Below are 20,112 nucleotides of genomic sequence, written 5' to 3' on the forward strand. Positions count from 1 at the left end.
TCCAGGAATCGAGCGATGAGCAACGCCTACACCCCCGCCACCGCCGCAGCCGACGTCGAAACCACCCTCGCCTGGCTCGGCGGGCGCTGGAAGCTGATCATCCTGTTCCACTTGTTCGGTGGACAGGTACAGCGCTATTCCGACCTGGAGCGGCTGATCCCGGATATCTCGCAGAAGATGCTCGCCCAACAACTGCGCCAGCTCGAAGCCGACGGCCTGGTGCACCGCACGGTCTACCCGGTAGTCCCGCCCAAGGTCGAATACCGCATGACCGAGTGGGGCCAGAGCCTGTGCCCGGTGCTCGATGGCCTGCTCAAATGGCAGGCGGTCAAGCCGGCGATTTAGACCGTGGGCACGGTACCGCCGTCGATCACGTACTCGGTACCGCTGATCGAAGCGGCCCGGGGCGATACCAGGAAGGCGATCAAATCAGCCACCTCCCGAGGTTTGGCCGGACGCCCGAGAGGAATGCCGCCCAGCGCCTGCATGATGATCTGTTTGCCGCCCTCATAATCCGTTCCCGCCTGGTGCGCCAGGCGCTCTGCCAGAGCCACCACCGCGTCGGTCTCCACCCAGCCCGGCGAAACCCGCACCACCCGAACCCCCTTTGGCGTCACTTCCTTTGACAGGCTTTTGCTGTAAGTCGCCAACGCCGCCTTCGCGGCAGCATACGCCGTAGTCGATTCGGGCAACGGCAACTCATGCTGAATGGACGTGACATGAATAATCACCCCAGCCCCACGCTTTATCATCCCCGGCAACAGTGCCCGATCCACCCGCACCGCCGCCATCAGGTTCTGCCCCAACGCACTTGCCCACTGCTCATCATCCAGCACGGCAAAACCACCGCCTGGTGCGCTGGAACCACCGAGCACATTAACGATGATATCCACACCGCCAAACCGGTCTTTCACCGCCTCGGTTGCGCTCGCACACCCGGCGGCAGTGCCGAGGTCGGCGGCGATGAAATGCACGCCTTCGGGTGTCGAATCTGCCGCCGAACGTGCGACCGAAAACGCTTGGGCGCCCTGTTCATGCAGCACAGCTACCACGGCGGCGCCGATGCCCTTGGTGCCGCCGGTGACCAGCGCGCGGAGGCCTTTCAGGCCGAGGTCGAAGCTCATACGCCGATCTCCAGCGCGGCAATCCTGTCGCGTTCCAGACTGAAGCAATACCGCAAGTCCAGCGGGCTTCCCGGGAAATTCCCTACCAGATGGCTGGTCACTACGGTTTTACCGCCCTGCTCTTCACAGGCAAAAGGTTCGCTGGTGTAGCTGTACTTGCCGGCGGTGTCGGTTTTCCAAGCCTGGATAGCCGGCAAACCGACATAGGTGTAGCCCTCGTCCTTGACCACCGCGTCGGCGGTGAAACACTCGCTGAAATCGCCTGCCTTGGCGGCGTCGGCGGCGAAGTAACGGGCGATGGCTGGAGGAAGCGCGAGGGTCATGGTGGGTACTCCTGAACATTCGATAGGCCGTCAGGATAGAAACCGCCGGAACTCGCCACAAGAACGCACAAAAAGGTAATGGGCTTACTGCAAAGTAAGCCATTGGATTCACGGGCCGGCCCGGACATTGAAGTGCGCGCATCCCCAATAAATGTGAAACCGAAGACTTCGCAAGGTGAGCACAGTCAAAAATGTGGGAGCGGGCTTGCTCGCGAATACGGTGTGTCAGCCACTGCTGCTCTGAATGAAAGACTGCATTCGCGAGCAAGCCCGCTCCCACAGTTGGTTTTGCATCAGACGAAAGACCTGATGCGCGCCGCCCATTTTGATCGTTCCCACGCTCCGCGTGGTAATGCCGCCTGGGGCGCTCCGCGTCCCGCCGAACAACTCAGATCAAGCATGAGGCTCAGACGGAAATTTCCGACAGCGTTTTAGGGTTGTCGCTCGGAAGATGGCTGCCTAATCTTCGGTGGTCGCTGCAAATTCAGCGACCGGGTTTCGCAGCCCGGTTAAACTCTAGACGCACAGCGTCCACCTCAGATAGCGGGCGCTTTTTTTATGCCTGATGTTATGGCGGCTGTGCGCGGGATACCTTCGGGTATGCCGGGTGCCTAGAGTCCCGGTCTGCGAACCTGCGTACAGCTGCCACCCTAATATCGTTTCGCAGCGATGGGTGGTGACTCCAATACTCTAGGAGCTTCGCCATGATTAAAGACAGTCCGAATCCGCCGCTTGATTCATCCCAGTTTCAAGTTTCTGCTCATCAAGCGATTAACCATTATTTGAACCCATCTTCGAAACCAGAGCCGTCAGGTAACGGAACAGGTCTGTTTGCTGTGCGCGAAGGATTAGATGCAGAAACCTTATTGATCAACGCTTCAGAGGACCTGGCGTCAGTTCAAGCGCTGGCAAATCATCTAGCTTTTGAGATCGACGGTAATCCGCGCAGCGTGGCTCTGGGAATTTGTCGAATGCTGGAAGGGATTCAGTTGATGGTGGAGAAAACACTAAACCTCAATGAAAGTAGACTTCAGAGATAAATCTGAGATCGAAGATTGGGCTAATCCATGGGAGGGGGCTTGCCCCGGATGGCGCTGGATCAGTGATCGCTCCCACGTCCTGCGCACTTGTGACGCAGAGCGTCACGGGATGCATTCCCACGCGGAGCGTGGGAACGATCGCCCCGAACCAGTCGGGGCGTTTTTCGTTCAGCGTTTACCAATCAGGCCTGATCAGCCAACCGCCAGGTCGTCCCGCCCTTCCCGTCTTCCAACACCACACCCATCGCGGTCAGTTGGTCGCGGATACGGTCGGATTCCGCCCAGTCTTTATTGGTACGAGCCGCCAGACGCGCCTGGATCAACGCATCCACCTCAGCCGCATCCACACGCCCTTCGGCGCCGGCTTGCAGGAAGTCATCAGCCTCCATCTGCAACACGCCCAGCACGCTCGCCAGTTCTTTCAGACGAGCCGCCAGACCCGCCGCCGCGTCGACATCAGTCTCACGCAAACGGTTGATCTCACGCACCATCTCGAACAGCACCGCACAGGCTTCCGGCGTGCCGAAGTCGTCGTTCATCACTTCGGTAAACCGTGCCACAAACGCTTCGCCGCCGGCGGGGGCCACGGCGGGCAGGCCTTTCAACGCATGGTAGAACCGCTCCAGGGCGCCCTTGGCGTCCTTGAGGTTGTCTTCCGAGTAGTTGATGGCGCTGCGGTAGTGGCTGGACACCAACAAATAACGCACAACCTCCGGGTGATACTTTTCCAGCACGTCGCGGATGGTGAAGAAGTTGTTCAAGGACTTGGACATCTTCTCGCCATTGATGCGGATCATGCCGCAGTGCATCCAGGCATTGGCGTAGGTCTTGCCGGTGGCGGCTTCGCTCTGGGCGATTTCGTTTTCGTGGTGCGGGAACTCCAGGTCGCTGCCGCCGCCGTGAATGTCGAAGGTCTCGCCCAGGCAGCAGGTGGACATCACCGAGCATTCGATGTGCCAGCCCGGACGCCCGGCGCCCCACGGCGATTCCCAGCTCGGCTCGCCGGGCTTGGTGGCTTTCCACAGCACGAAGTCGAGCGGGTCCTGCTTGGCCTCGTCGACTTCGATGCGCGCGCCGATGCGCAGGTCTTCGATTTTCTTGCGCGACAGCTTGCCGTAGCCCATGAACTTGGCGACGCGGTAGTACACGTCGCCGTTGCCCGGGGCGTAGGCGTAACCCTTGTCGATCAGGGTCTGGATCATCGCGTGCATGCCAGGGATGTGGTCCGTGGCGCGCGGTTCCATGTCCGGCTTGAGGATATTGAGGCGCGCCTCGTCCTCATGCATGGCGGCGATCATGCGCTCGGTCAGCGCGTCGAACGCCTCGCCGTTTTCATTGGCGCGGTTGATGATCTTGTCGTCGATGTCGGTGATGTTGCGCACATAGGTCAAGTCGTAGCCGCTGAAACGCAACCAGCGGGTCACCAGGTCGAAGGCAACCATGCTGCGGCCATGGCCGATATGGCAGTAGTCGTACACGGTCATGCCGCACACGTACATGCGCACCTTGTTGCCATCCAGCGGCTTGAAGACTTCTTTGGTCTTGCTGAGTGTGTTGTAGATCGTTAGCACAACGGCTTCCTTAGAGAATCACTGGCCCCACGAATCACGCAAGGTCACGGTACGGTTGAATACCGGATGACCAGGTTTGGAGTCCTTGATATCCGCGCAGAAGTAACCTTCGCGCTCGAACTGGAACCGATCTTCCGGCTGTGCGTCGCCAAGCGATGGCTCGGCACGACAACCCGTGAGGACTTGCAGCGAATCTGGGTTGATGTTGTCGAGGAAGCTTGCGCTGTCTTCGGCTTTCTCAGGGTTCGGCGAGCGGAACAGCCGATCGTACAGGCGCACTTCGCACTCGATGCTGGCAGCGGCCGGGACCCAGTGGACCACGCCCTTGACCTTGCGGCCTTCGGGGTTCTTGCCCAGGGTGTCCGGGTCGTACGAGCAGCGCAGTTCGACGATGTTGCCATCGGCGTCCTTGATGGTTTCATCGGCACGGATCACGTAGCTGCCGCGCAGGCGCACTTCGCCATTGGGTTCCAGGCGTTTGTAGCCCTTTGGTGGTTCTTCCATGAAGTCATCGCGATCGATGTAGATTTCACGCGCGAACGGCAGCTTGCGCACGCCCAGCTCTTCTTTCTGCGGATGACGCGGCAGTTCGAGGTTTTCGACCTGGTCTTGCGGGTAATTGGTGATCACGACCTTCAACGGACGCAACACGCACATGGCACGCGGGGCGTTCGCGTCGAGGTCCTGGCGGATGCTGAACTCGAGCATGCCGAAGTCGACCACGCCGTCGGAACGGTTGGTGCCGACCATCTCGCAGAAATTGCGGATCGACGCCGGGGTGTAGCCGCGACGGCGGAAGCCCGACAACGTCGACATGCGCGGGTCGTCCCAGCCGAACACGTGCTTTTCATCCACCAGCTGCTTGAGCTTGCGCTTGCTGGTGATGGTGTAGTTCAGGTTCAGGCGGCTGAACTCGTACTGGCGCGGCTGTGCCGGCACCGGCAGGTTGCTCAGGAACCACTCGTACAGCGGACGGTGGCTTTCGAACTCCAGGGTGCAGATGGAGTGAGTGATGCCTTCGATGGCGTCCGACTGACCGTGGGTGAAGTCATAGTTGGGGTAGATGCACCACTTGTCACCGGTCTGGTGGTGGTGGGCATGGCGGATGCGGTACATGATCGGGTCGCGCAGGTTCATGTTCGGCGAGGCCATGTCGATCTTGGCGCGCAGCACGCGGGCGCCATCCGGGAACTCACCGGCACGCATGCGGGCGAACCAGTCGAGGTTCTCTTCTACCGAACGGTCGCGGAACGGGCTGTTCTTGCCCGGCTCGGTCAGGGTGCCGCGGTATTCCTTGGCCTGCTCCGGGCTCAAGTCGTCGACGTAGGCCTTGCCGGCCTTGATCAGCTCGACGGCCCAGTCGTGCAACTGGTCGAAATATTGCGAGGCATAGCGCACTTCACCGGACCATTCGAAACCCAGCCATTTCACGTCGCTTTCGATGGCGTCGATGTATTCCTGGTCTTCCTTGGCCGGGTTGGTGTCGTCGAAACGCAGGTGCGTGACGCCGCCGAATTCCTGGGCCAGGCCGAAGTTCACACAGATCGACTTGGCGTGACCGATGTGCAGGTAGCCGTTGGGCTCTGGCGGGAAACGGGTGACGATCTGCGTGTGCTTGCCCGAATCCAGGTCCGCCTGGATGATCGGGCGCAGGAAATTGACCGGGACGGCAGGTCCGGCCTTGGAATTCGAGGTAGGGTCGACAGTGGGCTTGCTCATAGGATCCTTGAACAGACAGGTTCGTGGCCGGGTGAGGCCAGATAAAACAAAGGGCTTATCATAGCCGAACCTGTCAACCGCCTGACAGAGCGCGGTCAAAAACTGCTGCTTTAATTGCCTTGGCGGTAAAAAACCACCTCGAAATTCCTGCAGGGCACGCTAAACTGCGCGACTTGGCCGCCGTTTAGCCAGGCAGGTAAAGCGTTTATTCGCCCAACCCCACGAATTCCCTGAAAAGAGTAGTGAACATGACTCAAGTCAAACTGACCACCAACCACGGTGACATCGTCATCGAGCTGAACGCCGAGAAAGCGCCGATCACCGTCGCCAACTTCATCGAGTACGTCAAAGCCGGCCACTACGAAAACACCGTTTTCCACCGTGTCATCGGCAACTTCATGATCCAGGGCGGCGGTTTCGAGCCCGGCATGAAAGAGAAGAAAGACAAGCGCCCAAGCATCCAGAACGAAGCGGACAACGGCCTTTCCAACGACAAGTACACCGTCGCCATGGCCCGTACCATGGAGCCGCATTCGGCCTCCGCGCAGTTCTTCATCAACGTGGCCGACAACGCCTTCCTCAACCACAGCGGCAAGAACGTGCAGGGTTGGGGTTACGCGGTGTTCGGTAAAGTTACCGCAGGCACCGACGTTGTCGACAAGATCAAAAGTGTGTCGACCACCTCCAAGGCCGGCCACCAGGACGTTCCAGCCGAAGACGTGATCGTCGAGAAAGCCGAGATCATCGAAGCGTGATATTGCTGATTTCAGATTTGCATCTGGAAGAGGAGCGCCCGGACATCACCCGGGCGTTTCTGGATCTGCTCCACGGCCGCGCCCGTGGCGCCCAGGCGTTGTACATTCTGGGCGACTTCTTCGAAGCCTGGATTGGCGACGATGGGATGACACCGTTCCAGCGTTCGATCTGCGCCGCACTGCGCGAACTGAGCGACAGCGGCACCCCGATTTTCATCATGCACGGCAACCGCGATTTCCTGATCGGCAAGGCGTTCTGCAAAGCGGCAGGCGCAACGCTGCTCAAGGACCCGAGTGTCGTGCAGCTCGCCGGCGAACCCGTGCTGCTGATGCACGGCGACAGCCTCTGCACCCGCGACCTCGGCTATATGAAGCTGCGGCGCATTCTGCGCAACCCGATGGTGCTGTTCATCCTGCGCCACCTGCCCCTGCGCACCCGCCACCGGCTGGCACGCAAGCTGCGCAGTGAAAGCAGCGCCCAGGTACGGATGAAGGCCAACGACATTGTCGACGTCACGCCGGAAGAAGTGCCACGGGTCATGCAACACTTTGGCGTGCGCACCCTCGTTCACGGCCACACCCACCGCCCCGCCATTCATAAGCTGCAGATTGGTGACCAGGCGGCCAGGCGCATTGTGCTGGGGGATTGGGACAAGCAAGGGTGGGCGTTGCAGGTGGATGAGCAAGGCTTTCAACTGGCGGCGTTTGACTTCGTCAACCCGCAGTTGGCATTGCCTGGCGCCTAAACTTCAAACATCACCTATTGAATGTAAACAGAGATCAAAATGTGGGAGGGGGCTTGCTCCCGATAGCAGTGGGTCAGTCAGCCAATCTGTAACTGACCCACCGCAATCGGGAGCAAGCCCCCTCCCACATTTGATTGCATTTCACTCTTGAAGGTCAGTGCCCGGACGCTTCCGGCCCGGCCTTGGCGCCAAATGGCGGCTTGGCCAGCCACACCAACAGCATCAACCCCACGAAGACCCACCCCATCAACGTGAAGTAATCTACGGTAGACATCATGTACGCCTGGCTGGTGAGAATCTGGTCCAGTTGCGCATAGGCCTTGTGCCCTGCCCCACCCAGCGCCTGCACGGCATCGCGCGTGGTCGAGTCATAGACGGTCATGTTCTCGCTCATGTAGGCATGGTGCTGGTCGGCGCGGCGAATCCAGATCCAGGTGGTGAGCGACGCCGCGAAGCTGCCGCCCAGGGTCCGCAGGAAGGTCGCCAGACCGGCGCCGTCGGCAATCTGCTGCGGTGGCAGGTCGGACATCAGGATGCTCAAGGTCGGCATGAAGAACAGCGCCACGCCGATACCCATGAACAACTGCACCAGGGCGATGTGCTGGAAATCCACCTCGTTGGTGAAGCTCGCACGCATGAAACAGCTCAAGCCCATCGCCAGGAATGACAGCCCCGCCAGCAGGCGCAGGTCGAACTTGTGCGCGTACTTGCCCACGAACGGCGACATCAGCACCGGCAGAATACCGATCGGCGCCACCGCCAGGCCGGCCCAGGTGGCGGTGTAGCCCATCTGGGTCTGCAGCCATTGCGGCAGAATCAGGTTGATGCCGAAGAAACCCGCATAGCCGCCGACCAACACAATGGTGCCGATACGGAAGTTGCGATAGGCAAACAAGCGCAGGTTGACCACCGGGTGCTTGTCGGTCATTTCCCAGATGACGAATACCGCCAGGGCGATCACCGAAATGGCCGCACCGATGATGATGAAGTTGGACTCGAACCAATCCAGGTCATTGCCCTTGTCGAGGATGATCTGCAAGGCGCCGACCCCAACGATCAGGCTGAGCAGCCCGACGTAATCCATCGGTTGGTGGCTGGTCTGCACCGGGCGTTTCTTGAGCTGCGCACGCACCACCATCACCGCAAAGATGCCGATGGGCACGTTGATGAAGAAGATCCATGGCCAACTGTAGCTGTCGGTGATCCAGCCGCCGAGGATCGGCCCGGCAATCGGCGCCACCACCGTGACCATCGCCAGCAACGCCAGAGCCATGCCGCGCTTGGCCGGCGGGTACACCGCGATCAGCAAGGTTTGCGTCATCGGGTACAGCGGCCCGGCGACCAGGCCCTGCAGCACGCGAAAGCCGATCAACTCGGGCATCGAGGTGGAAATACCGCACAGGAACGACGCCAGCACGAACAGCAGGGTCGCCCACAGAAACAGCTTCACCTCGCCGAAGCGCCGGCTCAACCAACCGGTGAGCGGCAAGGCAATGGCGTTGCTCACCGCAAACGAGGTAATGACCCAGGTGCCCTGCTCCGAACTCACGCCCAGGTTGCCGGAAATGGTCGGCAACGCCACGTTGGCGATGGTGGTGTCGAGCACCTGCATGAAGGTCGCCAGCGACAGCCCGATGGTGGCCATCACCAGGCTTGGCGGCGTGAACGAGGCGTTATTGCTCATCAGCGTTGCGCAGCCTTGGGAGCGGCGACGCTGTTGTCATGGATCAACTGGTTGATCATGGCATCGGCTTCGGCCAATTGGCGGTCATACACGTTGGTGGTAAACGAAGCCTTCTGCGGCGCCTGTTGCGCCAGCACCGGGCCGCTCTGGTCATGCAGGTCCACGTTGACAACGGTACTCAAGCCGACCCGCAACGGGTGCTTGGCCAGCTCTTCGGCGTTGATATGGATGCGCACCGGCACCCGCTGCACGATCTTGATCCAGTTGCCGGTGGCGTTCTGCGCGGGCAACAAGGCAAACGCGCTGCCAGTGCCGGCGCCCAGGCTGTCGACGGTGCCGCTGTACTTCACATCGCTGCCGTAAATGTCCGATTCGATATCCACCGGCTGGCCGATGCGCATATCACGCAGCTGGGTTTCCTTGAAGTTGGCATCGATCCACAGCTGGTCCAGCGGAATCACCGCCATCAGCGCGGTACCCGGTTGCACGCGCTGGCCCAGTTGCACGGTGCGCTTGGCCACATAGCCTGTGACCGGGGCGATCAAGGTGCTGCGCGCGTTGGCCAGGTACGCCTGGCGCAGTTGCGCGGCGGCCGCCTGCACATCCGGGTGGGACGAAATCACCGTGTCATCCACCAGGGCATTGCTGGTTTTGAGTTGCTGCTCAAGGTTGGTCAAGGCGTTCTTGGCGGCGGTCAGGCTGTCACGGGCGTGGGACAATTCTTCCTGGGAGATCGCTCCGCCCTGGGCCAGGGTCTTACGCCGGTTGTAGTTGTCCTGGGCGGTCTGCACGTCCGCTTTCTGCGCGTTGACCTGGGCTTTCATCCCATCGACATTGCTGTACAAGCCGCGGACCTGGCGCACGGTGCGGGCCAGGTTGGCCTGGGCACTTTGCAGGCCGACGGCGGCGTCGTTGGGATCGAAGTTGACCAGCACCTGGCCTTCATGGACCAGGTCGCCATCATCGGCACCAATGCTGACCACGGTGCCGGTGACCAGCGGGGTGATTTCCACCACGTTGCCATTCACATAGGCGTCATCGGTGCTTTCGTTGAAGCGCCCGTAGAACTCGTACCAGGCCCAGACGCCAATGACACCGAGGATGACGATCAGCGCCAGGCCGATCAGCATGACTTTGCGTTTGCGCGGGTTGTTGTCTTTGGTTTGTTCGGGTGCGGTGTTGCTGTCGGCAGTGGCCATGACAAATACCTCAAATTATTCCGTGCGGTTGGCTGGGGTGGTCGCGGCCACGTTGCTGGCGTTGAACCCGCCACCCAGGGCCTGCATCAATTGAATCGACAGATCGATCTGCGCAGCATTCAAGGTCGCCAACTGACGCTGGGCCTGCAGCAATTGCTGCTCGATGCTGAGCACATCCAGATAGTTACCGATGCCGGAGCTGTAGCGTTGCACCCCGGTGTCATAAGACTGCTGGGCGATATCGGCGGCGTGTTGCTGCGCCTGAATCTGCCGCCCGGTGTCGCGCAGTTGCGACAGGGTGCTGCCGATGTCGCCCAGGGCTTGCACCAGAGTTTTGTTGTACTGGGCCACGGCCAAGTCGTAATCGGCGTCGCGGGCGTCGAGGTCGGCGCGCAGGCGGCCACCGTCGAAGATCGGCAGCGATATCGTCGGCGCGATATTGAAGAAGCGGCTGGCCGAACCGAACATGGCGTCGCCCAACAACGATTCGGCGCCGGCGCTCGCGCTCAGGTTGAGGTTGGGGTAGAAACGGGTCTTGCTGGCGGCGATGTCCTTGCTCGCAGCTTCTACCCGCCAGCGCGCGGCGATCAGGTCCGGGCGCCGGCCGAGCAGCTCGGCGGGCAACACCGACGGCACGGCGACCGCCGTGGGTTTCAATACATTCGGGCGCGCCAGTTCGTTACCACGGTCCGGGCCTTTACCGAGCAGCACGGCCAGGGCGATCTTGGCACTTTGCAGTTGTTTTTCCGCATCGATCAATTGCGACTGGGAGCTGGCTTCCAGGCTTTCGGTTTGCTGGTATTGGTATTCGCTGTCGATGCCGGAACTCAGGCGGCGCTTGCTCAGGTCGAGCATCTGGCGGGTGCGCTTGAGGTCGTCGGCAGCCAGGTCACGCACGATATGCGCCTGGCCCAGATCGCTGTAGGCCTTGGCCACGTTGGCGGCCAGGGTCAGGCGCGCGGCCTGCTGGTCGACTTCGGCGGCGCGGGCCTGGCCCAGGGCGGCTTCCCAGGCGGCGCGCTGGCCGCCCCACAGGTCGAAGTTGTAATTGAAGCTGGCGCCGATGTTGCGCACCGTCGAATAGGCATCGCCCTCCCCGCGCGGGTCCTGGTCCTTGGCCAGCCGCGAACGGCTGACACCGGCGCTGGCATCCAGGGTGGGCATGCGCGCGGCGTTGGCGGCATAGGCCGCAGCTTCGGCCTGGTGCGCACGGGCACTGGCGACCTGCATATCGGGGCTGTATTGCAGGGCTTCCTGGATCAGGCCGTCGAGCTGTGGGTCGCCGAGGCTTTTCCACCAGTCGGCGGCCGGCCAGGCGGCGCTGGACAGGCTGACACCGCTCAGGGATTTGCCGGTGTGCAAGCTATTGGCGTCGAGGCGTTTGCCCTGGGTGTCAAGGCCGCTGTAGTTGGCACAACCGGCCAACGTCATCGCCATCAGCACCAGGCTGAATGCGCGTGTGTTCATCATTGTCCTACCCGCTGAAGGGTGATGGGATCACCCGCAGCTATCAGAATTTTCTTGAGGATCCGCTCCAGGGTTTCCAACTCGCCCGCCTCAAGCACACCGGCCAGTTGGTTGAGGGCCTGGGCACCGATCTGCGGCAGCATGTCTGCCAGACGCTGGCCGTCGGCGGTGAGCACCAACTGCACCTGGCGGCGGTCCAGGTCGGAACGCTTGCGACTGAGCAGCTTTTTCTGCTCCAGCCGGTCGAGCATGCGCGTCATCGAACCGCTGTCCAGGGACAGGTTGCGGCACAGCTCGGCCGGCGTGTCGACACCGAACTGGGCCATGATGATCAACACCTTGAACTGCGCGGCGGTAATGCCGTGAGGTTCCATATGGGTGTCGATGATGCGGTCCTTGAGGATCGCAGCGCGGCCCAGCAACAGCCCGAGATGGCAGTTGTGGAAGTTTTCAGGGGTGAAATGCGGCATCGGAAGTCACCTTATTACTGCCTAGGCAGTGAATGTGTGACGAGATATTACTGCTTAGGCAGCGAATGTCAAATGGAATAGTTAGGTTGCTTGGTAACTGAATGGAATAAATACCAATGTGGGAGGGGGCTTGCCCCCGATAGCGGCCAGTCAGTCAGCTTATCTGCAGCTGACCCACCGCTATCGGGGCATAGGTATCTACACAACTTTGTAGCAGCCAACAGTAACCACGATGCGAAGCGAGCCGCTCTTGATCTTGCTCTTGATCTTAAGCGCCCCGTTAAACCACGCTGGCCGGAATTCGACAGTGATTTGGGGGGTAAACCGGCAGGGATGCCGGTTTAGCCGCCCCGCGCCATGGATGGCGCGTGGCGGCGGCCCCCCAAATCACTGTCGGATTACGGGCACACCGAGCCTAGGCGAGGTGCCGAGTGGTGGGGCAAGAGCGTTTTGCTTACTTTTGCGCTTTTCAAATCGGCATAGGGGGCGGCCATCTGGCCGCTCCCCTGCCACACCACCCGGCATGCGGGTCCGCACCGGGCGGTTCGAGAAGTTCAGGTTAACTGAGGCGGGGAAGCCCCAGCCGATCAAACCACGCGACCGTCAGAACGCTATGAATCAGCCCGGCGCTGTTGTGCCAGATCCTGTGGCTATCCACCGCTATTTGCGCAGCTAGATCCGGGGTCGCCCCCATCCTGCACAGCTCACGATAGGTCGTCCTGCCGGTCTTCCACTGCTTGAGCTGGATTGCCCTGAGTCTTCGACGTATCCATCCATCCAGCCGTTTCCACATCGCTATGGTTTGCGACAGGCAGAAATACGCCTTCCAGCCCAGTAGGTACGGCCTCAATCTTCCAATGACCTGCTCCAGGCTTCGACCGCCGTTACGCGAAGTCAATTCCCGGATGCGTTGTTTGAAAGCCTGGAGTGCCTTGTTTGTTGCCCAGCGCCTGATCTTTCCGTCGGGTGTCAGCCAGAAGCCGTACCCAAGGAATTTTCGACCGAACACACTGGCAACTGCGCTCTTGCCTTCGTTCATGCGCAACCCAAGGCGACCGTAGAGGCGTTGGAGCACTGCCATCACCCGCAGGCCGGCTTTGGGGCTGCGTACATAAACATTGGCATCGTCCGCATACCTGACGAAGCAATGACCTCTTCGTTCCAGTTCCTTGTCCACTTCATCCAGCACCACATTCGCCAACAGCGGTGAAAGCGGGCCGCCTTGCGGCGTCCCCTGCCTGTTGATCACTACGTCTTTTCCGATCAACGTCCCGCAGTTCAGGTGGGCCCGGATCAGGCACAGTACGCCCCGATCAGTCACCCTCCTGCTCAGTCGGGCGATCAGCAGGTCATGGTTGACGCAATCGAAAAACTGCTCGATATCGACATCCACCACAACCTGACGCCCCGAATGGATATATTGCTGCGCCGCCAGAACGGCCTGGTGAGCGCTGCGCCCCGGACGAAAGCCGTAGCTGTGTTCACTGAAACCAGGATCCAGCAACGGCTGGAGAACCTGCAATAGTGCCTGCTGAATGAGTCTGTCCGTGACCGTCGGGATGCCAAGCTTGCGCTCGCCACCATCCGGTTTCGGGATCAGGACCCTGCGCACGGGAGCAGGCCGGTATTCACCTGCCAGTAACTGGCTGCGTATTCCCGGCCATGCCGTTTTCAGGTGTTGCACGGTTTCGTCGATCGTCAGACCGTCCACACCCGCAACACCTTTGTTAGAACGCACCCGTTTGAGGGCAAGCAGTAAGTTTTCTTTGCTAAGGGCTGCTTGTAGCAGCCCCTCTCCTGTGGGGTTTGGATCATGTCGCGGACAGCCAGCTTCAACGCTGGACGCGCAGCTTGGAGATTCACCCTTCGCCGTCGCTTCCCGCCCCGGTTGCCCGGGCATCTGTTGCATGGCCTGCTGTATCGTCATGTCAAACCGCTTTTCTTCTCGTTTGGTCCTTCACTGCCAAGCAGCTACTACGACCTCTGCTGACTTCTCGCTCCGGCTCACACCGTCGCCCTTTCAGGCATGAGGCGAGATCTCCCCGGGTAAGAACGCCATCCTTCACCTCACAACCGCCGCATTTACGTATCCGGCCTTTAGGCCACAAGAGCTTCGCAGGCACTTGGCTGCTCGCCCTGACCGAATCCGCCTCAGATGCGATTCGTGTACCTCGGCTCGAGGTTTATGCTCCACGCTTCCTCCCCACAGTCGGTCACCCTTCTGCAGTTGCGCTTCGCTTCGTTCGCTGTGGCCAGCTTACGAGAGGACTTTCACCTCCAAGATGGCGCCCATGCCGGGCGCACAAGTGAGACGCCGTAAGGGCGGAACCCATAGCAGCCGTTACCGCAGCAACGGATATGTACTCGCCTTGACCCAATATCCTGGTCGGCTGTCAGGCCGCCATCGGGAGCAAGTCGAATCGTCGCACCGCCCCTCCCACATTTGGATCGCGCGGCATCAGTCAGATAGCTATAGGCCGCCAGGTCGCCACGGGAGCAAGCTCCCTCGCCACAGGTTCAGGGCTACGCCAAAGTTGTGTAGATATCTATGGCTATCGGGGGCAAGCCCCCTCCCACATTTTTAACCGCGTAGGGCTTAGAAATCGCGCTTGTAGAAGATGTCCAGCGAACTGGCGACGCCGGTGGCCACTTCCAGGTACACCTTCTTGCTCAGCAGGTAGCGCAAAGCGATGGTATTGGCCGGTTCGAACACCCCAACCCCGTAACGCAGGCTGAGTTTTTCGTTGATCTTGCCGCTGGCCACCACCGCCGTGCTGTTGCCGCTGCCTTGGGTATCCAGGTCGAAATCCTGGATGCCCAACTTGGTGGCGATGTCTGAGGTCACCCCGGCGCTGCCCATCAGGCCCAGGCCCAGGGCGGCTTCGGCGAGCATGTTGTTGTCTTCACCGTTGTTGGTGCGCGAACGCCCCAGCACCAGGTAGGACAACGCGTCTTCCTGGGCCATGGCGGGCTCGGAGAAGATCTGCGTGGTCGGCTGCTCGGCGCTGCCGCTCAACCGAATGCCGGCGGTGACCGTGCGGGAGGACTCGGTGGTCACGCGTACCGCCTCGATATCCAGGAACGGCTGATCCAACGGCCCGGCGAACAACAGGCGCGCACGGCGCACATTCAGGCGCTGGCCGTAGGCCCGGTAACGACCATCGTTGAGCCACAGTTCGCCACGGGTGTCCATGTTGTCGCCGATATGCACATGGCCTTGCACTTTGGCGGTGAGGCCAAAGCCGGCGAAGTTGAGTTGGTCTTCGCCCACTTCCACGTCGATATCCATGGCCATCGCCATCGGCGGCTTGCCCTCTTCGGTCTGGCTGCCGACGATCACCGTGTCATCGGACACCTTGACCGTCGACGGCGGCAGCTCGCGCACGGTGATATCGCCGCGCGGGATGTGCACCTTGCCGGCAATCGCCAGCTTGTCGTCCTTGAGGCTGATCTTCAGGTCGGGCGCCACTTCCAATACGGCATAGGGCTCGACCGTCACCGGCAGTTGCGAACCCTTGAGGCTCAGGTCCACCACCAGGGCGCGGCCCCAGTCGATCTGGCCCTTGAGACTGCCCTGCCCGGCCTTGCCACTGTGCCAGGCGCCATTGAGCTGTACGCTTTCGCCGGCAATCAGCGCTTGCACGTTCAGGCCTTCCAGGCTCACTGGCAGCTCGGGCCCGGAGATTTCGCCGTCGACCAGATTGACGCTGCCGTTGACCTGGGGTGCGAGCAAGCCGCCGGAAATTCGCCCGTTACCATTGAGCTTGCCGCTGAGTTTTTCCACCATCGGCACAAACGGCCGAGCCACCGCCAGGTCCAGCCCGGTAAGGCTGAAATTGCCGGTGATCGGCTTGTTGGCCGGCAGCGGATTGATCTGCGCCTGCAACAGCAACTCGCCGAGCTTGCCGCCACGGAAGTTCAACTGAGTGTCGATGCGCTTGGGGTTGAGGGTGGTTTCCAGCTTGAGGGTGTCGTACGGGAAATCCAGCCACTGGTGCTTGTCCTTGACGCGCAGGGTGCCGCCACCGGCGTCCACCGACACTACGCCTTTGGGGCCGCTGGCCGGCAGATCGAGCTGCACGTCGGCATTGAGCCTGCCCTGCCAGGCGAAGTCTTTGGGCAAAAAGCCCGCGAGGCTGTCGAGGGGGAATTGCTTGAGGTGGTACCGCAGCTTCGGCTCGGGCATCAGGCGCTGGTCTTCGCCGCACAGGCTGGCGCCACCGGACACCCAGCAATGGGCGGCAAAGGTCAGCTTGCCATCGGCCAGGCGCTCGATTTTCGCCGGGGCTTGCAGCCGCCAGTCCTGGCCACCTACTTGCACGTCGCCGCTGGCCAGGCGCCCGCGCCAGTTGCCTTTATCGAGGTTGCCGTCCAGGGCCAGGGCCAGCTTGAGCAAAGGACCGGCCAGATCCAGTTGGACCTTCTGGCTCTTGATATCACCCTGGGCGCTGGCGGTGAGCGTACCGACCTGGGTCTCGCCGCTCTGGATGCCGCTGCCTTTGAGGTCGATCCTGGCGCGCTGGGCGCTGTCCAGTGTCGCGTCGAGGCTGAGGTTTTGCAGGCGATTGTCGGCCAATGCCAGTTGCTGGCCCTTGAGATCGAGTTTGCCTTGCGGCGCCTTCAAAGTGCCGGTGACATCGACGCGGCCGTTGATCTGCCCACGCAGTTGCGGCCAGAGCTGGGCCAGGCGGGCCAGCTTGATGTCGATCTGCCCGGCCAGGCGTTGCTGCAGGCTGCCGCTGCCGTTGATGCGGTTGTCGCCTAAGCGGATGTCCAGGTTGGCGAGGGTCCATTGTTCGCCCGCGCCTTCGGCCTTGGCGGCCAGCACGGCGGTTTGCCCGCGCAGACGGCCCTTGAGGTCGAGGTCGGCGTTGAGCTTGAGTTGCCCGTTGTTGAATTCGCCTTTGCTGCGCAGCGGCCCGGCCAGGGTGCCGGGCAATTCGGCGACCCAATAGGCCGGGTTCAACGCGGTCAAATCCAACGCGGTGTCCCAGGCGATGCCGTCCGCGAACTGTACGCTCAAACGGCCTTCGGCCTTGCCCTGGCCGGCCGTCAGCTTCAGCTCGGGCAGGAAGATTTGCTTGAGGTCGCCACTGAACGGCGTGACCACATTGAACTTGCCCGCCGGGCCGTCGAGATCGGCCTTGAGGTTGCCCAGGTAGTTGCCGTCTTTATAGGAAACTTCACCGTTGAAGGTGCGCAAGGTCACCTGCGGTTCGTCGATCAGCGGGTACAAACGATGCCAGGGGAAGTCCAGCCAGGCGACCTTGGCATCGGCACTGAAGCCTTGTTGCCAGTCCAGGTTGGCGCTGAGCTTGAGGCTTTGCTGGTCGCCGGCTGTCAGGTCCAGGCCGGCGATCTGTGCGCCCTTGGCGTCGACCTTGCCTTGCAGCAGCAGGTCCACCGGGCCTTTTTCCGCCGGCAGTACCGCTTTGCCCAGCAGTTGGTAACCGTTTTTCAGGTCGCCCTTGGCGCTCAGGTCCAATTGATTGAGTTGCAGGTCGGCGCTGGGTTTGAAGGCGTCTGCGGTGATGCGCAATCGCGCCGGCAGATTGTCCACCAGCGGCTGCAGCTCGCCACTGAGCTTGGCCGGCAGATAGCCGCTGCTGTCGGCGTCGAGCTTGAGTGTCTTGAGCAAGTCGCCATCGACCTTGAGGGCCACCGTCCAAGGTGCGCCGCCCGGCGCGTAAGGCAGGCTGAGATTGCCGCTGGCCGTCAAAGGCCAGTCGCCGACGGGTTGCAGCAGGCCGGCGAGGTCCAGCACCAGGCCGTCCCGTTGCAGGTGCACGGCGTCGATCTGCATACCTGCGGAGGTCCAGTGCGCCGCCAGTTGCAGGCCCTTGAGTGCTTCGCTGCCGTTGAACAACAGGCTACCGACGCGAACGTCGCCCAACTGGATGGCCAGCGGCAGTTTCAGCTCGGGCAATGCGATGGGCCCGCTGCTGCTCGCTTCGGCGCCGGGGGGAAATTGCAGGCTGACCCGCTCCACATCCAGACGATCAATACACAGGGTCATACGCAACAGGCATCCCGGCGACCAATCAAACTTGGGCGCATCAAGCTCGACGCGGCTGCTGTCTTGCTGCCATAGCAGGTGATCGGCGCTCCACTGTCCGCCCAGGCGCCCCTGGAAGTTCTCCAGGCTCAAACCCGGCACCTGGCCCAGTGCCCAGCGACTGCCCGCCTGGGTTCCCAATACCGACCACAGCGCCAGTACCATCACGGCGAGGATGGCCATCAGGAGCAGCCCCGCTATTTTCAAACCACGCATCACAGCTCAGGCCCCATGGAAAAGTGCAATCGAATGCCGCCCGGGTCTTCCAGGGCATGGGCCAGGTCGAGGCGGATCGGGCCAACCGGCGAGACCCAGCGCACGCCCACACCTACACCGGTTTTCAGGCTGGGCATTTCCAGGGTATTGAACGAGTTGCCCTGGTCGATAAAGGTCGCGATCCGCCATTTGTCGGCGATGGAATATTGATACTCGGCACTCAGCGCCACCATATAGCGGCCGCCGATGCGGTCACCGCGATCGTTTTCCGGCGACAGGGTCTGGTATTCATAGCCGCGCACGCTCTGGTCGCCACCGGCAAAGAAGCGCAGCGACGGCGGCACCGACTTGTAGCCGTTGGTGGCGCTGCCGCCCACTTGCGCGCGGCCCAGGAACCGATGGTTATCCCACAAGGTGGTCAAGCCCTTGATCGTGGCGGTGCCGTACAGCAGATTGGTATCGGAACCGAGCCCTTCCTTGGCGACCTTGCTGTCGAACATCAGGCGATAACCGTTGTGCGGATCGATGCGGTTGTCGCTGCGCAGGTAGGAGTAGCTGATCCCCGGCATCACCAGGTTGCTCAGGCCCGAGTCATTGCCCAGGCGGTATTCTTCGCGCTGGTATTTGAGCGAGATAACCCGTGTCCAGCCGCTGGGCAATTTACTGTGCCATTCGGGCCCGACGGTGAGCAGCTTGCTCAGGGTGTCGGTGTTGGCCAGCTCTTCATTCTGGTAACCGCCGGCGAAGCGCAGTTTGTCGGTGAGCGGTGGGTCGAGCGGAACGTCATACCACAGGCCGACGTTCTGCCGTGGCGCCGAAAGCTCGGCCTCCCAGCCATAACTGTGGCCCTGGGGATTGACCCAGTGGCGCGTCCAGTTGGCCTTGCCGCGCGGGCCGACGTCCGTCGAGAAACCCAGGCCCAGGCCCATCGTGCGTGGCTTGCGCGTGTCCAGTTGCACGGCCACCGGAATTACGTCGTTGGTCGAGGCCGTGGGGCTGGCGTCCACGCGCACGCTGTCGAAGAAGCCACTGCCTTGCAGGTTCTGGTTGAGTTCGGCGATCAGCTCGGAGTCGTAAGGGGTGCCACTTTCAAAGGGCACCATGCGTTGCAGCAGTTCTTCATCGAAGGGGGTGTCGCCGCTAAAGCTGACCTTGCCCATGCTGTAGCGCGGGCCGCTGTCGTAAACCAGCTCGATATCGGCGACGCCCGCCTGGGGATCGACGGAGAGCGTCTGACGCGTAAAGCGCCCGCTGAAAAAGCCGTAGCGCGAGGCCTGGTTCTGGATCAGACGCTTGGCATCATCGTAATGACCGTGGTTGAGCACCGCGCCGGGCTTGAGATCGTCACTGGCGGGCACACGAAACGCCTTGAGGCTCGCCGCCGGGCCGTCGACCCGCAGGGTGACGTTGCGCAAATGCACGGGCTCGCCGGGGTCGATGGTGAGGATCAGGCGCGGGTTCTTGCCGCCCTGCACATCGCTGGCGATCTGTGGCTGATAGAAGCCCAGGGCCTGGGCCGCTTTGCGCGCCTGCTCCTCGGCGCCACGGCTGAACCGCAGCAGCGCTTCTTCATCACGATCGCCCATCCCGCCGATGTAGCCTTCGATGTTGGCTTTCAGCGCGTCGTTAGAGGGCTTGATCCGCACGTCCAATTCGCTTTGCGCCCATGCGCCGCAGCTTGTGAACAGCAGGATCAAGCCGCTGGTAAATCTTCCTGGAAACTTCATAGGCGCGGATGCTACA

The 20,112-nt window shown here is 61.5% G+C and carries 15 protein-coding genes; 4 read left to right on the plus strand and 11 right to left on the minus strand.

The features are described 5' to 3' along the window. Positions 1-15 precede the first annotated feature (15 nt). Positions 16-345 carry a helix-turn-helix domain-containing protein gene (locus C4J84_RS15330; RefSeq protein WP_124367459.1) on the plus strand — a complete coding sequence of 110 codons (330 nt, stop codon included), beginning with the start codon at positions 16-18 and terminating at the stop codon, positions 343-345. Here the strand turns inward: C4J84_RS15330 and C4J84_RS15335 are convergent. After that, positions 342-1,124: an SDR family oxidoreductase gene (locus tag C4J84_RS15335; RefSeq protein ID WP_124371105.1), complete on the minus strand. Its 783-nt coding sequence runs from the start codon at positions 1,122-1,124 to the stop codon at positions 342-344. The genes C4J84_RS15330 and C4J84_RS15335 overlap by 4 nt on opposite strands. Further along, on the minus strand, positions 1,121-1,447 hold the full coding sequence (locus C4J84_RS15340) for a nuclear transport factor 2 family protein (RefSeq protein ID WP_124371106.1): 327 nt from the start codon (positions 1,445-1,447) through the stop codon (positions 1,121-1,123). The genes C4J84_RS15335 and C4J84_RS15340 overlap by 4 nt, the downstream gene beginning before the upstream one ends. A 704-nt stretch (positions 1,448-2,151) precedes the next feature. On the opposite strand from C4J84_RS15340, the gene C4J84_RS15345 reads away from it, so the two are divergent. Beyond that, complete coding sequence (locus C4J84_RS15345) at positions 2,152-2,487, plus strand: DUF6124 family protein (RefSeq protein ID WP_124371107.1); 336 nt, start codon at positions 2,152-2,154, stop codon at positions 2,485-2,487. Between the two features lie 182 nt (positions 2,488-2,669). On the opposite strand, the gene cysS is transcribed toward C4J84_RS15345, so the two are convergent. Both cysS and C4J84_RS15355 read right to left on the minus strand, forming a co-directional pair. Beyond that, positions 2,670-4,058, minus strand: a complete 1,389-nt coding sequence (cysS, locus tag C4J84_RS15350; protein ID WP_124371108.1) for a cysteine--tRNA ligase — start codon at positions 4,056-4,058, stop codon at positions 2,670-2,672. 18 nt (positions 4,059-4,076) lie between these two features. Beyond that, complete coding sequence (locus tag C4J84_RS15355) at positions 4,077-5,777, minus strand: glutamine--tRNA ligase/YqeY domain fusion protein (protein ID WP_124435659.1); 1,701 nt, start codon at positions 5,775-5,777, stop codon at positions 4,077-4,079. A 248-nt stretch (positions 5,778-6,025) separates the two neighbouring features. On the opposite strand from C4J84_RS15355, the gene C4J84_RS15360 reads away from it, so the two are divergent. Further along, positions 6,026-6,532, plus strand: coding sequence for a peptidylprolyl isomerase (locus tag C4J84_RS15360; RefSeq protein WP_124410256.1), 507 nt, complete (start codon positions 6,026-6,028; stop codon positions 6,530-6,532). Then, complete coding sequence (gene lpxH, locus C4J84_RS15365) at positions 6,529-7,278, plus strand: UDP-2,3-diacylglucosamine diphosphatase (protein WP_124435660.1); 750 nt, start codon at positions 6,529-6,531, stop codon at positions 7,276-7,278. Before C4J84_RS15360 ends, lpxH begins: the two co-directional genes overlap by 4 nt. A 154-nt stretch (positions 7,279-7,432) precedes the next feature. Here lpxH and C4J84_RS15370 read toward each other — a convergent pair whose 3' ends face one another. The 7 genes from C4J84_RS15370 to C4J84_RS15410 all read right to left on the minus strand — a co-directional run bounded on the left by C4J84_RS15370 (position 7,433) and on the right by C4J84_RS15410 (position 20,096). After that, on the minus strand, positions 7,433-8,962 hold the full coding sequence (locus C4J84_RS15370; protein WP_124367467.1) for a DHA2 family efflux MFS transporter permease subunit: 1,530 nt from the start codon (positions 8,960-8,962) through the stop codon (positions 7,433-7,435). Further along, a complete protein-coding gene (locus C4J84_RS15375) occupies positions 8,962-10,161 on the minus strand; it encodes an efflux RND transporter periplasmic adaptor subunit (protein ID WP_124371111.1) in 1,200 nt (399 codons plus the stop codon). The genes C4J84_RS15370 and C4J84_RS15375 overlap by 1 nt, the downstream gene beginning before the upstream one ends. Before the next feature lie 15 nt (positions 10,162-10,176). Next, on the minus strand, positions 10,177-11,628 hold the full coding sequence (locus C4J84_RS15380; protein ID WP_124435661.1) for an efflux transporter outer membrane subunit: 1,452 nt from the start codon (positions 11,626-11,628) through the stop codon (positions 10,177-10,179). After that, positions 11,628-12,098, minus strand: a complete 471-nt coding sequence (locus C4J84_RS15385) for a MarR family winged helix-turn-helix transcriptional regulator (RefSeq protein WP_124371113.1) — start codon at positions 12,096-12,098, stop codon at positions 11,628-11,630. The genes C4J84_RS15380 and C4J84_RS15385 overlap by 1 nt, the downstream gene beginning before the upstream one ends. A gap of 559 nt (positions 12,099-12,657) precedes the next feature. After that, on the minus strand, positions 12,658-14,025 hold the full coding sequence (ltrA, locus tag C4J84_RS15395; protein WP_124435662.1) for a group II intron reverse transcriptase/maturase: 1,368 nt from the start codon (positions 14,023-14,025) through the stop codon (positions 12,658-12,660). Positions 14,026-14,694: 669 nt separating this feature from the next. After that, complete coding sequence (locus C4J84_RS15405) at positions 14,695-18,369, minus strand: translocation/assembly module TamB domain-containing protein (RefSeq protein WP_124435663.1); 3,675 nt, start codon at positions 18,367-18,369, stop codon at positions 14,695-14,697. After that, on the minus strand, positions 18,369-20,096 hold the full coding sequence (locus C4J84_RS15410) for an autotransporter assembly complex family protein (RefSeq protein WP_124435664.1): 1,728 nt from the start codon (positions 20,094-20,096) through the stop codon (positions 18,369-18,371). Before C4J84_RS15410 ends, C4J84_RS15405 begins: the two co-directional genes overlap by 1 nt. Positions 20,097-20,112 lie beyond the last annotated feature (16 nt).

This window comes from Pseudomonas sp. R11-23-07 (assembly GCF_003852295.1).
In the GTDB taxonomy this organism is placed as follows: domain Bacteria; phylum Pseudomonadota; class Gammaproteobacteria; order Pseudomonadales; family Pseudomonadaceae; genus Aquipseudomonas.